Annotated in this window: 24 protein-coding genes; 23 read left to right on the top strand and 1 reads right to left on the bottom strand. The window is 50.7% G+C overall.

Annotated elements, in window-relative coordinates:
- The first annotated feature begins 135 nt into the window (after positions 1 to 135).
- From P378_RS08235 to P378_RS08150, 23 genes are all read left to right on the top strand, one after another.
- Positions 136 to 930 (top strand): Hachiman antiphage defense system protein HamA, encoded by a 795-nt coding sequence (locus tag P378_RS08235; protein WP_238473034.1) that lies wholly within the window; start codon positions 136 to 138, stop codon positions 928 to 930.
- A complete protein-coding gene (locus P378_RS20090; RefSeq protein WP_207654011.1) occupies positions 927 to 2,114 on the top strand; it encodes a DEAD/DEAH box helicase in 1,188 nt (395 codons plus the stop codon). Before P378_RS08235 ends, P378_RS20090 begins: the two co-directional genes overlap by 4 nt.
- A 56-nt stretch (positions 2,115 to 2,170) precedes the next feature.
- The gene (locus tag P378_RS20085) at positions 2,171 to 4,246 is read left to right on the top strand and encodes a hypothetical protein (RefSeq protein WP_207654010.1); all 2,076 of its coding nucleotides are present in this window, start codon (positions 2,171 to 2,173) and stop codon (positions 4,244 to 4,246) included.
- A 330-nt stretch (positions 4,247 to 4,576) separates the two neighbouring features.
- Positions 4,577 to 4,747 carry a hypothetical protein gene (locus P378_RS21420; protein ID WP_238473033.1) on the top strand — a complete coding sequence of 57 codons (171 nt, stop codon included), beginning with the start codon at positions 4,577 to 4,579 and terminating at the stop codon, positions 4,745 to 4,747.
- 2 nt (positions 4,748 to 4,749) lie between these two features.
- Positions 4,750 to 5,040, top strand: coding sequence for a DUF4145 domain-containing protein (locus tag P378_RS24070; RefSeq protein ID WP_420795985.1), 291 nt, complete (start codon positions 4,750 to 4,752; stop codon positions 5,038 to 5,040).
- A gap of 260 nt (positions 5,041 to 5,300) precedes the next feature.
- A complete protein-coding gene (locus tag P378_RS08220; protein ID WP_027364610.1) occupies positions 5,301 to 6,125 on the top strand; it encodes a ParA family protein in 825 nt (274 codons plus the stop codon).
- Positions 6,091 to 7,017, top strand: coding sequence for a ParB/RepB/Spo0J family partition protein (locus tag P378_RS08215; RefSeq protein WP_027364611.1), 927 nt, complete (start codon positions 6,091 to 6,093; stop codon positions 7,015 to 7,017). Before P378_RS08220 ends, P378_RS08215 begins: the two co-directional genes overlap by 35 nt.
- A 67-nt stretch (positions 7,018 to 7,084) precedes the next feature.
- On the top strand, positions 7,085 to 7,258 hold the full coding sequence (locus P378_RS19480; RefSeq protein WP_180261023.1) for a hypothetical protein: 174 nt from the start codon (positions 7,085 to 7,087) through the stop codon (positions 7,256 to 7,258).
- Positions 7,259 to 7,605: 347 nt separating this feature from the next.
- Positions 7,606 to 8,322, top strand: a complete 717-nt coding sequence (gene cpaB, locus P378_RS08210) for a Flp pilus assembly protein CpaB (RefSeq protein ID WP_274378667.1) — start codon at positions 7,606 to 7,608, stop codon at positions 8,320 to 8,322.
- Entirely contained in the window at positions 8,312 to 9,049 is a 738-nt protein-coding gene (locus tag P378_RS08205; protein WP_099082896.1) for a CpaE/TadZ family protein, read from the top strand. Before cpaB ends, P378_RS08205 begins: the two co-directional genes overlap by 11 nt.
- Positions 9,046 to 10,446 (top strand): ATPase, T2SS/T4P/T4SS family, encoded by a 1,401-nt coding sequence (locus P378_RS08200; protein WP_099082895.1) that lies wholly within the window; start codon positions 9,046 to 9,048, stop codon positions 10,444 to 10,446. The genes P378_RS08205 and P378_RS08200 overlap by 4 nt, the downstream gene beginning before the upstream one ends.
- Positions 10,443 to 11,357, top strand: coding sequence for a hypothetical protein (locus P378_RS08195; protein WP_099082894.1), 915 nt, complete (start codon positions 10,443 to 10,445; stop codon positions 11,355 to 11,357). The genes P378_RS08200 and P378_RS08195 overlap by 4 nt, the downstream gene beginning before the upstream one ends.
- Positions 11,358 to 11,373: 16 nt before the next feature.
- Positions 11,374 to 12,279, top strand: coding sequence for a hypothetical protein (locus tag P378_RS08190; protein ID WP_238473031.1), 906 nt, complete (start codon positions 11,374 to 11,376; stop codon positions 12,277 to 12,279).
- Positions 12,280 to 12,384: 105 nt separating this feature from the next.
- Entirely contained in the window at positions 12,385 to 12,582 is a 198-nt protein-coding gene (locus P378_RS08185; protein ID WP_099082893.1) for a hypothetical protein, read from the top strand.
- A gap of 80 nt (positions 12,583 to 12,662) precedes the next feature.
- On the top strand, positions 12,663 to 12,872 hold the full coding sequence (locus P378_RS08180; RefSeq protein ID WP_099082892.1) for a hypothetical protein: 210 nt from the start codon (positions 12,663 to 12,665) through the stop codon (positions 12,870 to 12,872).
- Positions 12,873 to 12,919: 47 nt separating this feature from the next.
- Positions 12,920 to 13,408 carry a DUF4320 family protein gene (locus tag P378_RS08175; protein WP_099082891.1) on the top strand — a complete coding sequence of 163 codons (489 nt, stop codon included), beginning with the start codon at positions 12,920 to 12,922 and terminating at the stop codon, positions 13,406 to 13,408.
- A 21-nt stretch (positions 13,409 to 13,429) separates the two neighbouring features.
- Positions 13,430 to 13,798, top strand: a complete 369-nt coding sequence (locus P378_RS08170; protein ID WP_238473030.1) for a hypothetical protein — start codon at positions 13,430 to 13,432, stop codon at positions 13,796 to 13,798.
- Positions 13,799 to 13,910: 112 nt separating this feature from the next.
- Entirely contained in the window at positions 13,911 to 14,573 is a 663-nt protein-coding gene (locus P378_RS21415; RefSeq protein ID WP_238473029.1) for a hypothetical protein, read from the top strand.
- Between the two features lie 144 nt (positions 14,574 to 14,717).
- The gene (locus tag P378_RS21410; protein WP_238473028.1) at positions 14,718 to 15,368 is read left to right on the top strand and encodes a hypothetical protein; all 651 of its coding nucleotides are present in this window, start codon (positions 14,718 to 14,720) and stop codon (positions 15,366 to 15,368) included.
- Positions 15,296 to 17,041, top strand: coding sequence for a DUF8195 domain-containing protein (locus tag P378_RS21405; protein ID WP_238473027.1), 1,746 nt, complete (start codon positions 15,296 to 15,298; stop codon positions 17,039 to 17,041). The genes P378_RS21410 and P378_RS21405 overlap by 73 nt, the downstream gene beginning before the upstream one ends.
- Positions 16,995 to 17,456 carry a prepilin peptidase gene (locus P378_RS08160; protein ID WP_338013866.1) on the top strand — a complete coding sequence of 154 codons (462 nt, stop codon included), beginning with the start codon at positions 16,995 to 16,997 and terminating at the stop codon, positions 17,454 to 17,456. Before P378_RS21405 ends, P378_RS08160 begins: the two co-directional genes overlap by 47 nt.
- A gap of 183 nt (positions 17,457 to 17,639) precedes the next feature.
- Complete coding sequence (locus tag P378_RS08155) at positions 17,640 to 18,248, top strand: hypothetical protein (protein WP_099082889.1); 609 nt, start codon at positions 17,640 to 17,642, stop codon at positions 18,246 to 18,248.
- 14 nt (positions 18,249 to 18,262) lie between these two features.
- The gene (locus tag P378_RS08150; RefSeq protein WP_099082888.1) at positions 18,263 to 18,559 is read left to right on the top strand and encodes a hypothetical protein; all 297 of its coding nucleotides are present in this window, start codon (positions 18,263 to 18,265) and stop codon (positions 18,557 to 18,559) included.
- A 77-nt stretch (positions 18,560 to 18,636) separates the two neighbouring features.
- Here the strand turns inward: P378_RS08150 and P378_RS08145 are convergent, their stop codons facing one another.
- Positions 18,637 to 19,434 (bottom strand): MerR family transcriptional regulator, encoded by a 798-nt coding sequence (locus P378_RS08145; RefSeq protein WP_180261022.1) that lies wholly within the window; start codon positions 19,432 to 19,434, stop codon positions 18,637 to 18,639.
- Positions 19,435 to 19,487 lie beyond the last annotated feature (53 nt).

Raw genomic sequence — 19,487 nt, 5'->3', positions numbered from 1 at the left:
TGAGGATGTACCTTTTATGCCTTGGGAGGTAATTTTGATAAATAAGTTTTTAAAAGGCAAATAATTAAAAGCTCACGATTACGTAAGTAAAAGCAATTGCCGCCCTGACTGTAATAATCAAAGGAGGGAAAAGCATTGGCCAATATCATAAATGATCATCCTACAGGAACACACCCTTTTGCTGTTTCCCTGCTTTCCACAGATATAACTACTGCGTGCGGTGTTGCACACAGAAAGTTAGAGGAAAACGGTCACAATGACGTTTTCCTTGATTTCATTGTGCCTGCGTTACAAACCCATCATATTAGTCTTGAGGCTTTAGAACGACGAAAGGACTTGATTCAATCTCTTAGGATTGCGAATGCTCCGATTCCTCCGTCGCCTTATCCACAAAACACCACAACCCGGAAAGGAAACTTTGCAGAGGTTTTTCTTGCTGAATACCTGCGGTCAACCACCGAAGCTCAAATCCCTGTATATAGATTAAGATATAATCCCAATGTTGAGCAATCCATGAAGGGTGACGATGTACTGCTTTTCGATATGGATTCTGAGCCTGTGCGGATTATTGTTGGCGAAGCAAAGTTCAGGGGAACCCCAACCAAGCAAGCCGTAGTTGATACGATTGATGGATTGGTACGTTCAAACAAGGCTGGCCTGCCTGTTTCATTGATGTTCGTCGCAGATCGGCTCTTTGAAGAAGGCAAGAATGATATGGCAAAAAAAGTTCAAAGCTGCGCCATATTATTCGCAACAAATAGACTGCAAATAGATTACGTAGGGTTGCTTATGAGCAATCGCAATGTAAGCAATCACGTTAATAACGACACTACAAACGAGCTACATAATTTGCTTATGATTTCTTTAGGGGTTCAGTCGCCAGAAACGATCGTACAGCAAGCCTTTGCACGATTGGAGGATGCGGTATGAGTATCCCTACAGATTACGCTACAGATTTGCTTAATAACTTATCTCAGGGGCGAATTAAAAACCTCATAGCTCAAGCAGATGCACGAAGGATACTGCAAGAAGTCAAGGAAACTGCTGAAAATTATCCTAATTTCGACCCTTCGCTCACAGAAAAAGCAACACACATAGCGTATGTTCTGCTTTCGTGTGGTTGCTCAATGGTTGAAAATGAAGATGGCGAAACCAACGAGGGATTACTTGCTTTAGAAAAAGCCGGGAAAATACTATCAGATACCTTTAGCTTTAATCCTAATGAGGATAAAAAAAATAAAAACTATAATCTCTTGATTGCGGGTATGGCTTTATATGCAGCAAAGCAGTATTCCCGCGCTTTTATAGTGCTAAAAGACATTGACACCGATTTTAATGTTGGACAAATAATAATCAGTTTTATAAAAAAAGATTTTGCCTCCCTGATGAATGTTACGAGCAACGTGTTTTTTTCTTCTGCGCCAGCGCAGTCAGAGCTTCGCAGCTTTGATGAGTGGGTAATCTCACACGAGGTCGCACGATGTTTTTTTATTATAATTGATTTTATTCATACCGGAAATGAAGAAAACTTTATTCTTACAAATGATATTCTGGAAAAACTCCTGTACCTCTCTTCCGAGGACAACTTAACGCTGTACTGGCTTATCATTCGGCTACTGAGGATAATTTTATCTACATTTCAGAATTCATCTCTTTGGTCGGTTTTGCCGCCATTATTTCCGGCAAGGCATATAACCGAAAAATACATACGGTTACTCAGTAATTTCAAATCTCCCGTTACTGAAATGTGGCCGTCGCAGACGGCTTCGCTTCCGCTTGCTGTTGGCGACAATAACGGCGCAGTTATCAATTTGCGTACAAGTGGGGGGAAAACAAGAGTAGCTGAGATAGCCATACTAAAAACGTTATCGACACACATTATGTCAAAAGTGCTGTATCTTGCCCCTTTTCGCTCATTAGCCTTTGAAATTGAACAAAGCCTGAATAAGACTTTCTTCCCTCTTGGCATTACTGTTTCGCAGCTATATGGTGGTTCGACCGCAAATGTAACAGATTTCGAACTTATTAGTCAATCACAGATTATCATTGCTACTCCGGAAAAAGCAAAAGCCTTATTCGCTGTGGCTCAGGGATTGAAGCAGAAATCAAACTGATCGTAATTGATGAAGGGCACCTACTTGGAGCAGAAGAAAGACACATCCGAAATGAAATGTTCCTGACTCATATAAAAGAATTTGCTTCACGAAATGAAATAAGAGTTTTACTTTTATCGGCTGTATTGCCTAATGCTGATGATTTAGCTCAATGGGTTGCTGACGATTCAGCTTCGGTAGCAAAATCAGAATGGAAGCCCTCTCTTGAACGATTGGGTTTATTACTTTGGGATGGGAATCGTGTAAGATTGGAATGGAAAAGTGACGGAGAGCCATTTAATCCCAACTTCATCCAGAAGAAGCCTTTAGGGTTTGGGCGCAGACGCAACCACTTTCCAAATAACAAAAACGAAGCGATTGCAGCTACAGCAGTTCGGTTGGCTCAAAGCGGAACTGTTATGATATATTCCGCAAGGGCAAACTCTATTAACGGACTGGCCGAAAGCGTTTTGCTGGCTTTGGGGGAACACTCAGAAGATTACCCTTGGGATAATTCCTTGTGGGCTGTTTTTCAAAGCCTTTGCAGCGAAGAACTCAACGACGATAATATTGTTTTAATGGCTGCAAGAAAAGGTGTTATTTGCCACAGCAATAGATTGCCTACGCTTGTGCGTATTGCAATAGAGCGGCTCATGCGCTCCAAACCACCATTAGTCATTATAGCTTCTTCAACCCTTGGACAAGGGATTAATGTTGGGATTTCAACAGTGATTGTTGCGACTCCATATTATAGTAGCAACCCGATAAGTAATCGGGATTTTTGGAATATTTGCGGGCGCGCAGGCCGCGCTTTTGCTGATACGGAGGGGAAAATACTTTACACAATTGATACCACAAGGAAACAATGGCAAGTTAATAACGATAAAAGGCTCGCACAGTACTATTTTGATAATCAGCGGATGGAGGGAGTTGAAAGTGGCTTACTTGCAGCACTAAGGGCTATTCTTAAGGTAGCAAGAAAAACAAACACTGATTTTAACCTACTCGTTGAAGTAATCGCGAATGATTTCTCTGAACCTGATATTTCAAACGAGTTTTCTAATTGGTTGGATGGGTTATTTGATTATCTGGATGATGAACTTCTCGCGATGCATGAGGATTTTTGTGCGGACGATACAAATATAGATTGGGTTGACAATGTTTTTAGAAAATCATTGGCTCTCATTCAAGCTGAAGTCGAAAATGAAGAACTGTACCTGCGGTTATTACGAGCGCGGACAATTGCCTTGCTAAACCGGGTAAAAAACAAGGCGGATAGAAAAAAACTTGTGGCTTCTGGTATTCCTCTATCCGTGTCAAAATCTATACTTGAAAATATAGAGTTTTTCCGAACCCTTGCCATATCATTTACTCAGGAGCTTGCTGAAGGAAGTGATCGTATTGATTTGCTAGACAGCATTATTCGTGAATTGGAAATCTGGAGTAACGAAAATGCCAGCGGACTAATGGAATCAGTGCCTGCACAATCATCTCTTGATAACATACGACGAGATTGGATAAGTGGAATCTCGCTTTCAACAATCATAAACTCTGAACAAAACGCCGATACAATCTCAAAAGACTATTATGGTTTTACATTACCTTGGGTTATACATGCAATTTCTCAAATGTTTGACCCCGAAGTTGAAAAAGGCATTGTTCAGACGTATTCCACTCTTGCAATGTTCGTTGAGTTGGGACTACCCGATGAAACTGCCGCAAGTATTTATATGGCTGGTGTGCGTTCGCGTAGTGCAGCGTTAGAACTTTCTGCACTTGATGCTTTTCAAAACAAGACTGTTGCCGAAATCAAACAAATCTTGTTAGACCTCTCTTCGCAAGAGACTAACTTTTCGGATAAATCACGAGTCTGGATTAATTTGCTTTCTGAGTTTTATAAAGCTCAAAAGCCTAAGACAATCTCATTTCCAGCTTTTACATGGAAAAAGGATGGACTTCCGCAAAAATTATATCCTCGTGAAAAGAATGGAGAGTATTTCTTGACTTCGAGTGATGGGTATTTTCAAGAGAAGGTTAACTCCAATGGTGATTTACCTTTTGCTAAAGTCGCAAACATTAATGGGCTTTTTTTTGAATTGAACCATGGTGTGTGGCAATTAAAATCCTATAACCCGCTCATTTTAGTTGAATGAGAAAAGCTTATTATTTGGCTCATAAATACAGACAACTTATGATTAATAAGAACTATTATAAATGAAATGCCTATTATCCATATAAACATAATCATTCAAAACAGTGGCTAAGTGCCGTCAAATTTACTAAGGAGAGATTAAGGGTTATGGATGATGTAAAAAAGCGCCAGGTATACTGCAAGACTTGTAACGTTCGGACCGAGGCCCAGGTCGTAGCGACGCACGTGAAATCGCAACTTGCTAATCCAGGCGGCGATCCGGTAGACAGCCCGTACTACGTGACTGTATACGAGTTCGCTGTGTGCAGTGGATGCGAGGAGCCCTTCTTGTTTGAGTATGACTATATTGAAGTACCTGGTGAATTCTCGGCACCCCAAGGAGAGCGAATGCTATATCCGGACCACGATGTATTTCCTGGAAAGGGTGTGCCTGAAACTGTTAGGCGTGCTCAGCAAGACGCGGTACGCTCGTATGCTGCGGGACTTTATGAACCATGCGTGATCATGTGCCGTAAGTGTATCGAGGCCATGTGTCACGAGTTAGGTGAAACTAAGGGGAGCCTGCATAAACGCTTACTGGCATTACGCGACCAGCAGAAGATAGATAGCAAGCTTATTATATGGTTAGACGGATTGCGGACGATAGGGAACGACGCAGCGCACGATTTAGACGCACAGATTGATAAATCTGATGCGCTTGATTCACTCCATTTCGTGGAAGCAGTTCTTATGTACGTTTTTTCTCTAAACACGAGGTATGATGAATTTCAAAGTCGTCGAGCTAGGTCTAAATGACGGAAATCTACAAGAGAAAAGATGACTAGATTCATGAATGCTCGTTAAGAAGAGAAATTTTTATTACCTGGACTGATTATCCTTTTAATAACTAAATTTCCCATTATCCATATTACAACCAAATAAATCAATAAGAGGAACATAGGTTTTTGTACTTATGTTTTTTCATAATACAAGACCAAGTAAAGAAAAGAGCTGTTTGCTTTATTACCCTGAAAGCAAACGGCTTTTTTATTTCAATAAAAAAGGAGGAATTTCAAGTGTCAAAAGTAATCGCCCTTGCCAACCAAAAAGGCGGCACGGGCAAAACGACCACAACGGTCAATCTGGGTATCGGCCTTGCGATGCAGGGTAAAAAGGTGATTTTAGTGGATGCGGACGCGCAAGGCAACCTAACGGATTCGTTGGGCTTCCATGAGCCGGACAATCTGCCTGTTTCACTGGCGACCGTTTTAACCAAAAACATGTTGGAGGAACCGTATGAGCCTAATGAGGGTATTCTTCATCATTCGGAGGGCGTTGACCTCATGCCGGGCAACATTGAGTTGTCGGCCATTGAGGTTTCCCTCGTCAACACTATGAGCCGGGAAACGGTGCTGCGTAGTTACATCAACACCGTCAAAGACAGGTATGATTATGTGCTGATCGACTGTATGCCCTCTTTGGGCATGATGACCATCAACGCCCTTGCCGCCGCAGACAGCGTAATTATTCCGGTTCAGGCCCATTATCTGCCCGCCAAAGGAATGACGCAGCTTTTACAGACCATAGCCAGGGTAAGGCGGCAAATCAATCCCAAGCTAACCATTGACGGCGTTCTGGTGACAATGGTGGATAACCGCACCAACTTTGCCAGGGACATTTCCTTTATCCTGCGCCGCGACTACGGCGACAAGCTGCGCATTTTCCAAACGGAAATCCCCTTGTCTATCCGTGCGGCGGAAACCAGCGCCAAAGGGAAAAGCATCTATGCCCACGACCCTCACGGTTTAGTGGCGAAAGCCTATGAAGCCTTTACGAAGGAGGTGCGGGACATTGGCGAAAAACGACGTGCGAAGCAGCATAAAACTGGCCTCAGTAGATGATCTGTTTACCACCGAGGAAAGCCGCGCCGAGCAGCAGCGCGAAAAAGTGATGGATATTCCCCTATCGGAAATTAGCGATTTTCCCAACCATCCTTTTAAGGTGAAAGCGGATGAGGCCATGCTGGAAATGGCGGACAGCGTAAAGCAATACGGCGTTTTGGTCCCCGGCCTTGTCCGGCCAAAAGCGGACGGCGGCTATGAAATGATTGCCGGACACCGGCGCAAAAAGGCAAGCGAGCTTGCGGGCAAGGAAACTATGCCCTGCATTGTCCGTGAAATGGATGACGATGCCGCGATAATCATTATGGTTGACAGCAACCTGCAAAGGGAAAGCATTTTACCAAGTGAAAAAGCTTTTGCATATAAGATGAAACTGGAAGCTATAAAGCGGCAAGGCTCAAGGACTGATTTAACTTCTGCGCAAGTTGCGCAGAAGTTAACTAACAAAACATCAAGGCAAATAATTGCAGAACAGGCTGGAGAAGGACCACATCAAATTTCCCGATATATCCGCCTTACCTCCCTGCTCCCTTCCATCCTTGAAATGGTGGACGAAAAACAAATCGCCTTTAACCCTGCTGTGGAGCTTTCATACCTGGCCGAAAACGAACAACAAGACCTGTACAACACCATGCAGTCCGAAGATTGCACTCCGTCTTTGGCCCAGGCGCAGCGGATGAAAAAGCTCAGTCAGGACGGCAGGCTGAACATGGATGTCATCTTCTCCATTCTCACTGAGGAAAAGCCCAATCAAAAGGAAAAATTCAATATCCGGCGGGAACGCATCGACCGCTTTTTTCCCAGTAACTTTACGGAAAAGCAAAAAGAGGACTTGATCGTTCAACTTCTGGAAAGCTGGTACAAAAAGCGGCAGCGGGAACAGGAACGCTAAAACGTGGCAGCCTCGCTCTCAAAAAAAGAGGGCTTTTTTTGTGTCCGTTGGGGAAGGAGGTGTTTCAATGTACTTTACGGAGGGGCGGCTGCGGACCTATGAGCGCATGATGCAGGAGAAGCCGAGGCATGAACGCGACCCTGTAAAAACCATGCAGGATCGGGACTGCGAGCATTGCCTTCATTACGATATGCAGCATGAGAAATGCAGCAAAGAGAAGTGTACCGTTTTTAAGGAATAAAATGCCCCGTTCTATACTTAAGGGGTAGTCTGCTTATTTATGAAACATGCAGACAACACCGCCTTCCGTCGCCCTTCTCCATGCCTCGTCCCTTAAAAACTACCAGCCGAAAAAGAAATATCCCTGTTTTCGGCTGGTAGTACAAGAAGTAGCCTTGCATGAAGCAGTAGAACGAGAACAGCCCAGGTGTTCCGAACCTTGTTTCGACACATTCGCATGGACGATAAACCATCACTCGGCAGCAATGGGCTGGCTGCCGGAAAAAAGAATGAAAAGCAAAGCGGGCATCCCCTTCTTTTTCGGAAGGTAAAGCCGCCTTCTATCTAAAATTTCCGGAAGGAGGAAGCATACAATTTGAAACTACTAAAAACAGAATCTTTTTAAGCGCCCTTTGCCTTATCCTGGCGGCGGGCGTTTCGTTTTTTCTCCTGCCTCGCTTTTACGAAAGCAAAAGCGCGACTGTGACAGTGTTGCGGGCGGCAACGGACATTCCGGCAGGAACGGAAATCCAGGACAAACACCTTGTTTCAACGGAAGTCGGAAGCTATGGCCTGCCGGAGGATGTCATGAATGACAAGTCCTTAATCATCGGGAAAATCGCACAGACCGAAATCGCAAAGGGAGATTATTTCTTTCCGCAAAAACTCGGCGGAACGATTGCCAGTGAGCTGCTTGACCGCATTGCCGCAAACAATCAGCGTTTGGTCACTATCAGCGTGCCCAGCATCGCGGCGGGATTATCCTCCCACCTGAGAAGCGGCGACATCGTGACGGTGGCCGTGTTTGCGGATAAATCACCCAACGGCCAAAGCGCCTCTCCGCAGGTGATCATCTATCCCGAATTAAAGGAACTGGAGGTTTACAGTGCGGAGAATGCCCGCGCCCAGGATGCCGCCCAGGTTCGGAAGCAGCAGGCCGAAAGCCAGTCCTCCACCGGGGACCCCATCGTGAAAGCCGTGACACTGATTGTCACCGAAGCGCAAGCGGAAAGGCTCATCCAGGCCGAATACACTGGGAAACTGCATTTGATCTTTGAGAAACGGGGTGTGAGCCGTGAACAGTAAAATCATCGCCGTCTGGGGCGGCAGCAACAGCGGAAAAAGCACCTTCGCCACCAACCTGGCCTGCGCCCTTTCCGCCCGTGACCGTCTGGTGGGCCTCATTTCCACCAATTTGGTCTTCGGAGAGCTGCAAATTTTCTTCGGCCAGCACGTTCCCCCGGAAAAGGGCTTGTTCCGGGCGCTAAGCGAAGACAACCCCAACATCGGGGAGAAATTCGTGGAGTCAGGGGAGAGCAAAAACCTGTTTTTCCTGTCCGCGCCCACCCGCTATTCTGGGCTTCTCTGTGATACCGTGACCCTTGCGCAGGTGGAGCAAATGATCAACGCCGCGTCCGTGGTGTTCGACATTCTGGTCATCGACGGGGCCGCGGAACTGACAAACCCGGTGTCGGGCGTGGGCTTGTGGCTGGCGGAGAAAATCTGCACCCTGCACCGGCCCTCCATTGCGGCGCGGATGTGGCAGCAGGGCGTCTCCGATTTTGTGCGGGAGCTGCATATAGCGGAGAAGCAAATCCATATCCTGCAAGCTCCGGACGGCGATTTCGACGATCAGACCTACCGGGAGATGATCGGACTTCCCTTTGCCTTTGATCTGCCTCACGTCAAGCGGGCCAGCGAGCTGCAAAACGCCGGAACGCCCTTGTATTTCCACCGTGACCGGGCCTGCCGGTATTACGGCAAGGTGCTGGAACAGATTGCCGACGGAATCTGCGGAGGTGGCAAGCCATGAACAACCGGTTTTCCATCCATGACTTGATCTATCGCGCCAACAAGCGGCGCTCCGCCACCGAGGAAAGCAGCCTGGAAGCGCGGGACTACGGCGAGATTTTGGACAGACTGCAACGGATCATCGCCCAAAACCATTCCACGGAGCTGGCCCAGGTCCTGTACTCCCAGGAGGCCGAAGCCAAGCTCAAAGACCTGATTATGCGCTACTTGAACAGTGAGCAGTTGGTGTCCAAAGACCTGCGGAACATTTCCGAGCTGGTGGACGCGGTGTATAACGACATGGCCTTTGTGGGGCTTTTATCCCCCTATTTGCGGGACGCCGATACCGAGGAAATCAACGTCAACGGCTATAGCGGCGTCTGGGTGCAATACAAGGACAAAAAAGTGCGCCTGCCGGAAACCTTCGGCAGCCCGGAAGCCTGCGCCAACATCGTTAGGAAAATGAGCAGGTTTGGCGGCGTGATCCTTGATGGCTCGAAGCCTGTCGGGGACAGCTATATTTCACGGGGCGTCAGAATGTCGGGCGCAATAGAGCCCTGTGTTGACGCAAACGCCGGGGCCATCGCCTCCATCCGCAAGCAAAAGCCCTTTTTCATCACCAGGCAGAACCTGATTCGCTGGGGGACGGCCACGGCGGAGGAATTGGACTTTTTGACCATCTGCGTCAACAATGGCGTTTCCATAGCCATCGCCGGAGCCACCGGCAGCGGCAAAACGGCGGACATGGGCTACATCCTCAGCTCCGTGGCTCCCGAAAAGCGCATTGTCACCATCGAGGACACGCGGGAATTATCCCTGGCAAAATACGACGAAAACGGCGTCATGACAAATGACGTGATTCACCTTTTGACAAAAGAAGCGCCGAATCCCATTACCATGCTGGACTTATTAAAGCTGTCGTTACGGCTGCACCCGGAAATACTTGTCCCGGCGGAGATGCGCGGCGCGGAGGCCTTGACCGTGCAGGAGGCCGGGCGGACGGGGCACACCATTGTCAGCACCCTGCACGCCAACAGCGCCAGATCCGCTTACGACCGCATTCTGACCATGTGCCTGGAAGCCGGGACCTCCCTGACGGAGGAACGATTGCTGCGCAATATCGTTGAAGCGTTTCCCATCATGCTTTTCAAACGGCAGCTCCCGGACAAATCCCGCAAATACATGGAGATTTTTGAAGCCACCGGCGTGCAGAACGGCGAAGTCACCGGCACCACCCTTTACCGCTATACAGTGGACCACTATGAGCATGACAAATCCGGAAGAATTACCAAAGTAGTGGGAAAACACCAGCGTTTGGGAAACATCTCCCCGGCGCTGGCCGAAAAGCTCTTGGTGGGCGGCGTCCCGCAAAAGGAAATCCGCCGCTTTGCGGAAGGTGCGGAAGGAGGCCCCGCATGAACCCCATTCATCTATCCCTTATGCTCGTGTTCGGGCTTGTAAGCCTGGCCCTGTTCCTGCTGCTCAAGCTGAACCCTTTTGCGGTGGAGCAAAACCCGCTGAAAAAGCGCCGCCTCTATCTGGCAGGCGCCAAGCTGAAAACCGCCGAGCGGATCGCCATCCGCTTGCAGACCCTGTTCCGGCAGACCCGCTGCACGCGAAAGAAATTCCTCATGATGATGCTGGCAACGGCGGCAGGCGGTTTTCTGGCCGGAATGCTGCTGTTTGACAGCCCCGACCTGGCGGCGGCAGCGGCAGGATGTCTGCTTCCCGCCCCCTACATCTACCTGACCGTAAAAAGCGCGGCGGTGGCGCGGGAGGAAATAGAAGGATTGGAAAACACCATGTCGGTCATCACCAACGCCTACGCTTCCTGCGACGATGTTGTCAAGGCAGTCGAGCTGTACGTTGAAGAAAAAAACCGCTACCTTCCGCCCCATCTGAGAACCATCACGCCCTTTGACGAGTTTGTTTCGGAAATAAAATACATCAATCCCAACGTCGAACATGGATTGTACCGTCTGGCGGCCAAGATACGCAACCGGTATTTTGCCGAGTGGACAAAAATGCTTATCTTGTGCCATCACGACCGGCGCTTGAAGTTCGCTTTGTTTCCCATAGTGAAAGCCATGAACGACGCCAAGTCCATGCAGGTGGAGAGCGACGGCATGATGGTGCGCGTCTGGCGGGACTATTTATTGACGGCGGGCCTGATGTTCAGCGTGATCCCCATGATGCGCTTCTCCAACGCCGAATGGTTTTCCATCCTGACGGCAACCGCCGTCGGCAAGCTGCTGGTTGCCCTCATGCTGCTGACCGCCCTGGGCACGGCCTTTTACGTGCTGCGGGCGACGAAACCGGCCAACCGATAGCAAAGGAGGTTTACCGTTGTTTTACCAAATTGTCGTTTTCATCCTGCTGCTTACGGCAGGATTTTTCTTTTGCCGGGAGCTTTGGCAAATCCCCAGGGCCAGCATGAAGAAAAACCTGAGAAATTTGCGGACCCAAAAAGAGAAACCCGGCAAACGGCTGCTGAACCGTTTTGTCATGCCCCTGGTCAAACCGGCTGCCCGGCTGATCCGGCTCGATCCCGTACAGGAGGCAAGGATGCTCTCCATGCTGCGGCGGGGAGGGCTGGCCCTCACGCCCCAGGAATACCAGGCCAGGGCGCTTATCTGCGCCGCCTTCACCCTGCTGCTCCTGGTTCCGCTTTTGCTCATCGGGGCGGCAAGCCTCACCCCGATCATTGTCATTTTTGCGGTGGTCGTCTATTTTCATTTCACGTCCGACCTGAAAGACCAACTGAAAGCGAAAAAGAAGCGCATTGAAATGGAAATGCCAAGCTTTATCCGCTCCATCCTGTACAAGCTGGACGACATGCGGGGAGACAGCCCAAAAACCGTCGTCCAGGCCGACCTGGTGCAAATCTTTGAAGATTACCTGCGCGTTGCCAGCGATGTGTTCCATGACGACATCTCCATCCTGGTCCTGGAGATGAAGTCCATCAGCATCGAGGCCGCGCTGCGCAACTTCAACGCGCGTCTCGGCCTGACCGATATTTCCTTTCTCGTCAACGCCCTCATCGGTCTGCACCGGGGCGAGCGCCAAGGGGACGCCTTGGCCTATCTCGCCCGGGACATGGATTTAAAAGCCAGGGAAGCACTCAAGACAAAACTGAATCTGCTGCCCCGCCGGGTCAAGATCGCGTCCATCCCCCTGGTGGCCGTGACCTTGGCCACCCTGCTGTACGTCATCGGCTCCCACATGACCCGATCAATGGGGAGCCTCTTTTAGTGCTGAAACGGGGAAAGCCCCTTTCAAATAATCATCTTCAGGAGGTAGAGCATGTAAAACAAAAAGCCGCGGACTCCCTCATTACCGAAGAAAGGAGGAAAATCCATGAGAAAAAGGATGGCAACCGCTCTGGTGAAAGCCGGAAACGTGCTGGCCAAGCGCGACGGCGACCAAATGACCGGCTGGCTGATTGTGGTGCTGGTTGTCGTGGTGGTAGGCGCAATTTTCATGACCCTGTATCAGGGTTCCATCACCGACATCTGGAACAGCATCGTGGACAAAATCACCGGCCTTTTGAACTAATTGCAGCCAAAAGGCGGCGGCCCAGGGGAAGCATTGCTTCCCCTTTCCAACCAAATCTAAAAAATATGGAGGTATTTATCATGATGACTGCTTTAAAAAACAAAATCAGAATGGCGGGCCTGAAAGCCCGGAACGTACTGGCAAACCCCTCCGGGGACCAAATGACCGGCTGGCTCATCGTGGTGCTCATTGTCGTGGTGGTGGGCGCGGTGTTCATGACCCTGTATCAAGGCTCCATCACCACCATCTGGAACAGCATCGTCACCAAAATCACCAACCTGTTGAACTGATGAAAGCCGCCAAAAGCATATCCGCAATCGCGGGAGGTGCAAGACCAATGAACAACCGGCACCGGGGCATGGGGGAGAGAGCTTCTCTCCCCCGGCCTTTTCCCAAGCTGCTTTTGAACCAAAAAGGCAGCAGTTATGTCGATCTGATCGTCAAAACGCTGGTGGTGATTACACTCATGGCCACAGTGATCAGTTTTTTGGGCGTTTTCACAACCTATTTGAATTTGAATCACATGTGCAGGCGCATCGTGCGTGTGGTTGAGCTGGAGGGGCAAATAGCCGAACCCGTCTATGACGTGTTTAACCGGCTCAAGCAGCAAACCGGCCTGTCGCCGGAAATGACCATCGAGGATGTGGCGTATTGCGACGAGCAAAACCAAAAAATCCAGTTAAGGGACACTTTCACCATCACCATGACCTACAGCCACGCCTTTACCCTTTTTAGGCCGTCCTTTACGGCCCCTGTTCAAATCCATATTCCCATGCGCGTAAGTATCGCGGGCATGTCGGAAAAATACTGGAAGCTGCCCGAATAAGCGCCGGAAAGGAGGAAAGCCGTGGGCCATTTCAAGCGAATGATGAACAACCGCAAAGGCGACGTTTTTTTGTTTATCCTCATCCTCGTCTTTTTCATTCTGACCCTTGCCGTAATCCTAAGCGAATACTTCCGCATCGAAAGTCTCTACCAGCAAGCGGAGTACGTCATTCAGCGGGGCGTAAACAGCTCCGTGGAATACGCCATGCAAGACGATTACCGCAGGGACGGCTGCTCCCGGATGGACAGCGCCCTGGCCCAAGAGACGCTGTATGAATATTTCCACGAAAATATGGGGCTGGATTCCGAACTGAATAAGTATGCCGGGAATCAGTGGGTTTACCAGCTTGAGGTTGAGCGCATCGACGCCACCGACAGCCCCCCTGCCTGACGCTGGCCGGGACGCTGAAAACCCGCAGCGTTTTTAACTTTCTGAGCGGCACGATCCGGCTTCCCTTCACCATATCCAGCGCCAACATCCGCATTGAGGAAGGAGGTTCCCCATGATTAAAAAGCTCATCCTTGCCATTCCGCTTGTGCTTGTCTGCTGCCTGCTGATGTCGGCGAAAGCCTTCGCCCTGCCGGAGAGCGACATTGCCATCAATATCGCTTCCCCCATAGACAGCCTGGCCAGCGAAAGCGGAGTGGTCGCCGTGGAGCAATTCCCGGCCCGGATTGCCATCAACACCACGGCCAAAACCGGCAGTCTCACAGAGGTCCGGCTGGAGTACGGCGGCCAAAGCCAAGCGATAACCCCCAACCACACGCTGACCATTGAGAACAAGGAGGCTTGCGGCCCCTGCACCGTCACCGCCAAGACGGATGAAGGGGCCGTCCTCGTCGTTACGGCCAATGTGGTGTTTCAGGTGCGGGCCACATATGACACCCGATACCGCACCGTCGGCATGAACGTGAAAGAAATCTACGAGGGCGAAACGCTGCTGAAAGCCTTCCCGGAGCCGCAGCGCGTCGGCCTCGTCAGCGCCAACACCGTGGCCGACCATGAACAGGAGCGGATCGCCGCTTGGATCAATCGCTGTGACGGCGGAACCTACACATTGAAAGGCAGCCTGGTGGTGGAAATCTACGGCTTCGCCTCCGGCAAACTCTACGGAACCTATGACACGGACACCGATTTTGAGCCGCTGACCACCCGTTACGGCTGAACGGACAAGGCGCTCATCGCCTTTGAAACCATGCGGAGCGCGGAAATAACCTACCAGGCTCCGGTCAGGGTTAATATAGACGCGACTTGGTGTGACGAAAATAAGCGGGAGATTTTCGGGAAGCTCACCGCGCAGGACAAAGGTGTGCCGGAACTGCTTTATCCCTATCAGACCGCCTCCGTCACCTTCCGCAAGGACGACATCAAGCTGTCCCGAAACTTTCAATACATGGGGCTGGAATGGAATTACACCCCGGAAACCGCCGAATATACCGATGGGGAAAGCGAAACGCAGACCGAAATTACGCAGAAAATCCACTATCAAATTCCCAGTGTTCAATTTTACTTTAAGTTCAAAGCATGTGAAGGAAACGACCTGTCGGTTGCCATCCGCGCCCCCGCCACGGTAAACCGGGGCGACAGTTATTCTTTTACCGTGATTTACATGAACAGCGGAGGCAGCCCGGCCTATGACGTAACCTTAAAGGGTACGGTGGACGGCGTAAACATTGAAGAAATCCCGGTCACGCAGGACTTCCCGGCCAATACCAGCAAAGCCTATGAAGTGAAGCGCACGGCGGACACCGCCGAGGATGAAATCCGCCTCTGGGCGCATATCGGCGTGCCCGAGGGCTTCTATGACGCAATCTCAGCAACAACACGGCCACGGCGGTTATACGGATCGTTGACCCCGCGCCGGAGCCGACGCCCGGCAACAACGACATGCCCGACGAGCCGGACACGCCGGATAACCCAGGCAACCCTGACAATCCCCCGGATGAACCGCCCGACCTGAAGGAGTCCTGCGACCTGTCGGCCGCCATCCTTGCGCCGCCAACCGTTTACGAATACGAAAAATACGCCTATACCGTGAGTTTCACCAATCATTCCGGCCGGGAGCTGAACGCTGTACCCCTGGCGGGGAAAAGCAATGAAAATACGCTGGTGCAAATTCCGCAAACAACCGGCTTTAAGCCAGGTGAAACCAAGTCCTTTACGATTGAGGGCACGGCGGGGAAGGCAGGCGAGATATATCATTTGTGGGCCAGCGTGCAAGCGCCGGAGGGCTTTATTGACAGAAATTTTAGCAATAACACCGCCGTTTCAAGCATCACGGTGGTGAAAAGACCTGCCGGCAACCCGGAGGACCCGAATAACCCCCCGGACCCTGACAACCCGGATAATCCCGAAGAACCCGGCAATCCCGACGACCCGGACAATCCCAATAATCCCGATAACCCGGATAACCTGTTGTGCGACGTATGGGTGAATTTGTCCTCGCCGCCCATAGCCTACCAGCAGGAGGAATACAGCTTCACCGTATACTTTGCCAACTCCACCGGCAAGGCATTGACTGATGTGGGCCTGAACGCCGCCATCGACGGCAAGGCGGTTCCCGCCGTGCCCGCCACGGCAAATTTCAAAGCCTATGAAAAGAAATCATTCCTTATCACCGGCACGGCAGGCGAAAAAGGGACCATCATCCGGCTTGCGGCGCAGGTGTCGCCCCCGGCGGATTACACGGACGCCAACATGGGCAACAACCGGGCGGCGGCGGAAATCATGGTGTTGGAGCGTCCCTATGACCTGGACGTGCAACGCATTACCCCGGATCAGTATAAGGAAAATCAGTCGGTTATCACCACCATCAAGGTGTCCAACAAAGGCAGTCTGGACTTTACGCCGGGACAAAAAGTTTCCGTCGTGTTTGAAATTCCGGAGCTTTCGCTGCAAAAGCGTGTGGACGCAGTAGTCATGGAGCAGAATACCTGGAATACCGTGTCGGTCAAATGGGATACCCCCAGTGTGCAAATTGACAAAAACATCACCCTGATTGCCACCATCAACCCCGATGAGGTTTTGGATAATGAAACTTCTACAAATAACAACACCTATACCCAACAGGCCGTCATTAAAAACGTAACCTATCAAGAACCGGAGGAAAGCCGGGCGCTGCCCGACCCGCCGCAAAGAAGCGAACAACCCCGCGTGACATGGTGGGAGCAACGTTACGAAAACGGCCAGTTTGTGTGGCGGCAGTTTTACGCGGAGCTGAAAATCACTGCCGCCTTGGACTACGACACCAAATCCCGCGGCTATCTCAAGTCGGGCTACGGCTATGCCATCCGCGTCACCGCCACCGTGAATACCAACTACGACAGGCCGGAACTGATTACCGCCCCGCAGACAGCGGAGGTCTATTTGCCCGAACACCGCTACGAAACCGCCATCCCCTTGGTAAAGGAAGGCGGCCAATTTGTTTTCCGGGAGAATCCCGCCTCCCCCTTCAAATACCGCAAGCAGTACGTCCCCATCTGGTTCCCCGACAATAGGGACTACATCGCGCAGCTCCTTGTCACCGACGCGCACACCCCCGGCGGAACGCTGTCCAAGTGGCTTACCGGCGGGCCGTTGAAAATTCATGTGGTGGGCAATATGTACGACGATGATACCACCGTGGGGAATTGAGATGTTGCCGCTTTGTTTTATCCCTCTCCTGTGGGCGGCTTTCATGGATTGGAAAAAGCGGATTATCCCCGATTGGACATGGATAACAATCCTTGCCATCGGCGGCGCGTCCGCTTTCTTGTTTCCAGAACCGGCCTTGCCTGAACGGATTGCGGGATTTCTGCTGCCGGGTGTTTGCCTGCTCCTGCTGGCCGTGAAATACGGCGGCGTTGGCGGCGGCGACATCAAGCTGACGGCGGCGCTAGGCTTTTACGTTGGACTGAACGCGCTGGCGGGCATCCTCTTTTTCGCCCTGCTCCCCGCCCTCCTCTATGCGGCGGCGGCCCGGCAAAGAAGCGTCCCGTTGGCCGTCTTTTTGTGCATCGGATTTTTTATGTACGCCGGTGTTTCTTTTATATACGGACTGACCTGCTGACTTCAATACAAGGGGGTGTTTTTTGTGGAGTTGAAGACGATTTTAGCCGTCGTGCTTTGCCTTGTAATTGCAGGCGGCGCGATTTACCTGCATATCAAGCGGAAAGAAAAATAACGGACATGCGGCAAAGGGGGCGGATAAGCGTTTCTTTTCCGCTGCCCGCAAAGGAGCGTGGGCCTAAAAATGGCTGAAGAAAAACGCATGGTGGATACCTACAAGGTAACACACGCCATCCATGTTGGTGATAGAGAAATCCTTTTTGCGGTTGACGAAGGGAAAACCGACTGTCCGTACATGGTGTGCTACTGCTCATGGGATAACCCCTTGGGCATCGAACAATTTTTTGACGCTGCCGGAAGCGACGACTACCTGGAAATGATGACCGAGTTTACCGACCGCGTGAAGGCGCAGCTTGAAGCGGTCAGAGCAGAACGGGATAAAATCGCCGTCCCGCTTTCGCCCTTCGCGTCGGAACATTGCACACCCAACGATTACGGCCAAAGCATTGAAAACAAGGTGGTGGTCATCAGGGCGGAACGCCTGCGTCCCGAATACCGCACCGCCGACAAGCAGCTTGTGCTGGCTGTGGGCGGCTTTGGCACTCATGCCAACGCCAGGGGCCGGGCGGTCTACACCGTCAATCTATACTCCGGCAAGGAATCCCGCTGGAACCGGGAGGATATCCTGGGCGTTTTGAAAACCGAATATATGCCCGATTGGGCAAAGGAAGAGCTAAAACAGATACTGGCAGGGCAACAGGCCAAGCACAAAAAACAAGTACAGGAGCGTTAGGAGGCTTTCAGGATATGGAAAAAGAGATCAACGCCGGGTATGTCATTACCGATCGGCTGGCCGTGGGCAACGCGGAATTCGTCATCGGGCACAGTGAGAAAGCGCCCGCGCAGTTTGTCACCTGGAAATGCAGAAAGGACGAAAAGGAATACTTTTGGGGGCATTACCTGGGGGACCGGCTGGCCGCCGTGGAGGATTTATGCAAGCGCGCCCTGGAAGAAATCGAGTATTTGCGCTCCCTCCAGCCCCAAAGGGACACCGGGGAAAAACCGGGGCAGCAGATAAAAAAACGGCGCGAGCCGGAACGATAAGCAGAGATAAACTTTTGTAAAGTGAAAGGCAGGGAGCTTCCGTAGGTTCCCCCTGCCTTTCATGCTATCTTGGTGCATTACTTTTTGATGGGAAAATAAATTTCGGTTACATATTCACTGGGCGGAACGTTGTCATCGCAGCCTTTAATGTACAACTCAAAGGGCGGCCCGGAAACGGTATATCCTTCTCTTTCAATCCATTCCATCAGCGCCGTATAGCACGGCGTGAAATCGTCATACGGACCGATATGGGTTGCAAAGCAGCAAAGACCCGGAGCAAGCGCCCGCACATGCTCGCCGCTGCCGCCCGACACCTCCACCCCGACTTCAATATCCGTGCATTCGTGATTAAATTCCTCATCATGGTAGACGGACAGGAACGGCCCGGCAGGCTTCAGCCGACTCTTTTCCAACTCGGCGCATAATGCGCCAAAGGCTTCCGCAAAATCCCGAACACTCATTTTTCGTCTCAGGGAATAGATGGTTTTGGGCTGCGTCTCCACGGTTTTAACCAAATAATTGGCTTGCATTATATTCTCACACCTTTCTATTTTCTCAATGTCCTGCTCCATTTGCAGCAGGAGGTGCTGCTGGTCGTTGATTTGCCGCAGGAACTCCTCTTTTTTGGCTTGCAGGAGTTCGGCCAGACGGCCATTGTCCCTTGTGGCCAGAACAGCGGATATCTCAGGCAAAGAAAACCGATACCGCTTCAGCCTCGAAATCAGCAGCATGTCTCGAAGCTGAGAGACCTCGTAATAGCGGTAGCCGGAGTCCTTGCTGACGAATCCGGGCTTGAGCAGCCCAATCTGGTCGTAGTAACGGAGCGTCTTGGCAGACACTCTGCTGATTCTGGAGAATTCTCCGATTGTGAGCATAGAATCACCACCCGATGGCATTTGAACATGTTCTGATTGGAGTATACGGCTTC

Source organism: Desulforamulus profundi, from assembly GCF_002607855.1.
The sequence above is the reverse complement of the archived record's forward strand: the minus strand, read 5'-3'. Positions and strand labels throughout refer to the sequence as shown.

What these genes read in the sequence shown, in the direction of transcription:
- P378_RS20090 (WP_207654011.1), top strand. Translation starts at nt 927, where the DNA reads ATGAGTATCCCTACAGATTACGCTACAGATTTGCTTAATAACTTATCT.
- P378_RS20085 (WP_207654010.1), top strand. Translation starts at nt 2,171, where the DNA reads ATGTTCCTGACTCATATAAAAGAATTTGCTTCACGAAATGAAATAAGA.
- P378_RS24070 (WP_420795985.1), top strand. Translation starts at nt 4,750, where the DNA reads ATGTGCCGTAAGTGTATCGAGGCCATGTGTCACGAGTTAGGTGAAACT.
- P378_RS19480 (WP_180261023.1), top strand. Translation starts at nt 7,085, where the DNA reads ATGTACTTTACGGAGGGGCGGCTGCGGACCTATGAGCGCATGATGCAG.
- P378_RS08200 (WP_099082895.1), top strand. Translation starts at nt 9,046, where the DNA reads ATGAACAACCGGTTTTCCATCCATGACTTGATCTATCGCGCCAACAAG.
- P378_RS08195 (WP_099082894.1), top strand. Translation starts at nt 10,443, where the DNA reads ATGAACCCCATTCATCTATCCCTTATGCTCGTGTTCGGGCTTGTAAGC.
- P378_RS08185 (WP_099082893.1), top strand. Translation starts at nt 12,385, where the DNA reads ATGAGAAAAAGGATGGCAACCGCTCTGGTGAAAGCCGGAAACGTGCTG.
- P378_RS08180 (WP_099082892.1), top strand. Translation starts at nt 12,663, where the DNA reads ATGATGACTGCTTTAAAAAACAAAATCAGAATGGCGGGCCTGAAAGCC.
- P378_RS08175 (WP_099082891.1), top strand. Translation starts at nt 12,920, where the DNA reads ATGAACAACCGGCACCGGGGCATGGGGGAGAGAGCTTCTCTCCCCCGG.
- P378_RS21415 (WP_238473029.1), top strand. Translation starts at nt 13,911, where the DNA reads ATGATTAAAAAGCTCATCCTTGCCATTCCGCTTGTGCTTGTCTGCTGC.
- P378_RS21405 (WP_238473027.1), top strand. Translation starts at nt 15,296, where the DNA reads ATGCCCGACGAGCCGGACACGCCGGATAACCCAGGCAACCCTGACAAT.
- P378_RS08160 (WP_338013866.1), top strand. Translation starts at nt 16,995, where the DNA reads ATGTGGTGGGCAATATGTACGACGATGATACCACCGTGGGGAATTGAG.
- P378_RS08155 (WP_099082889.1), top strand. Translation starts at nt 17,640, where the DNA reads ATGGCTGAAGAAAAACGCATGGTGGATACCTACAAGGTAACACACGCC.
- P378_RS08150 (WP_099082888.1), top strand. Translation starts at nt 18,263, where the DNA reads ATGGAAAAAGAGATCAACGCCGGGTATGTCATTACCGATCGGCTGGCC.
- P378_RS08145 (WP_180261022.1), bottom strand. Translation starts at nt 19,434, where the DNA reads ATGCTCACAATCGGAGAATTCTCCAGAATCAGCAGAGTGTCTGCCAAG.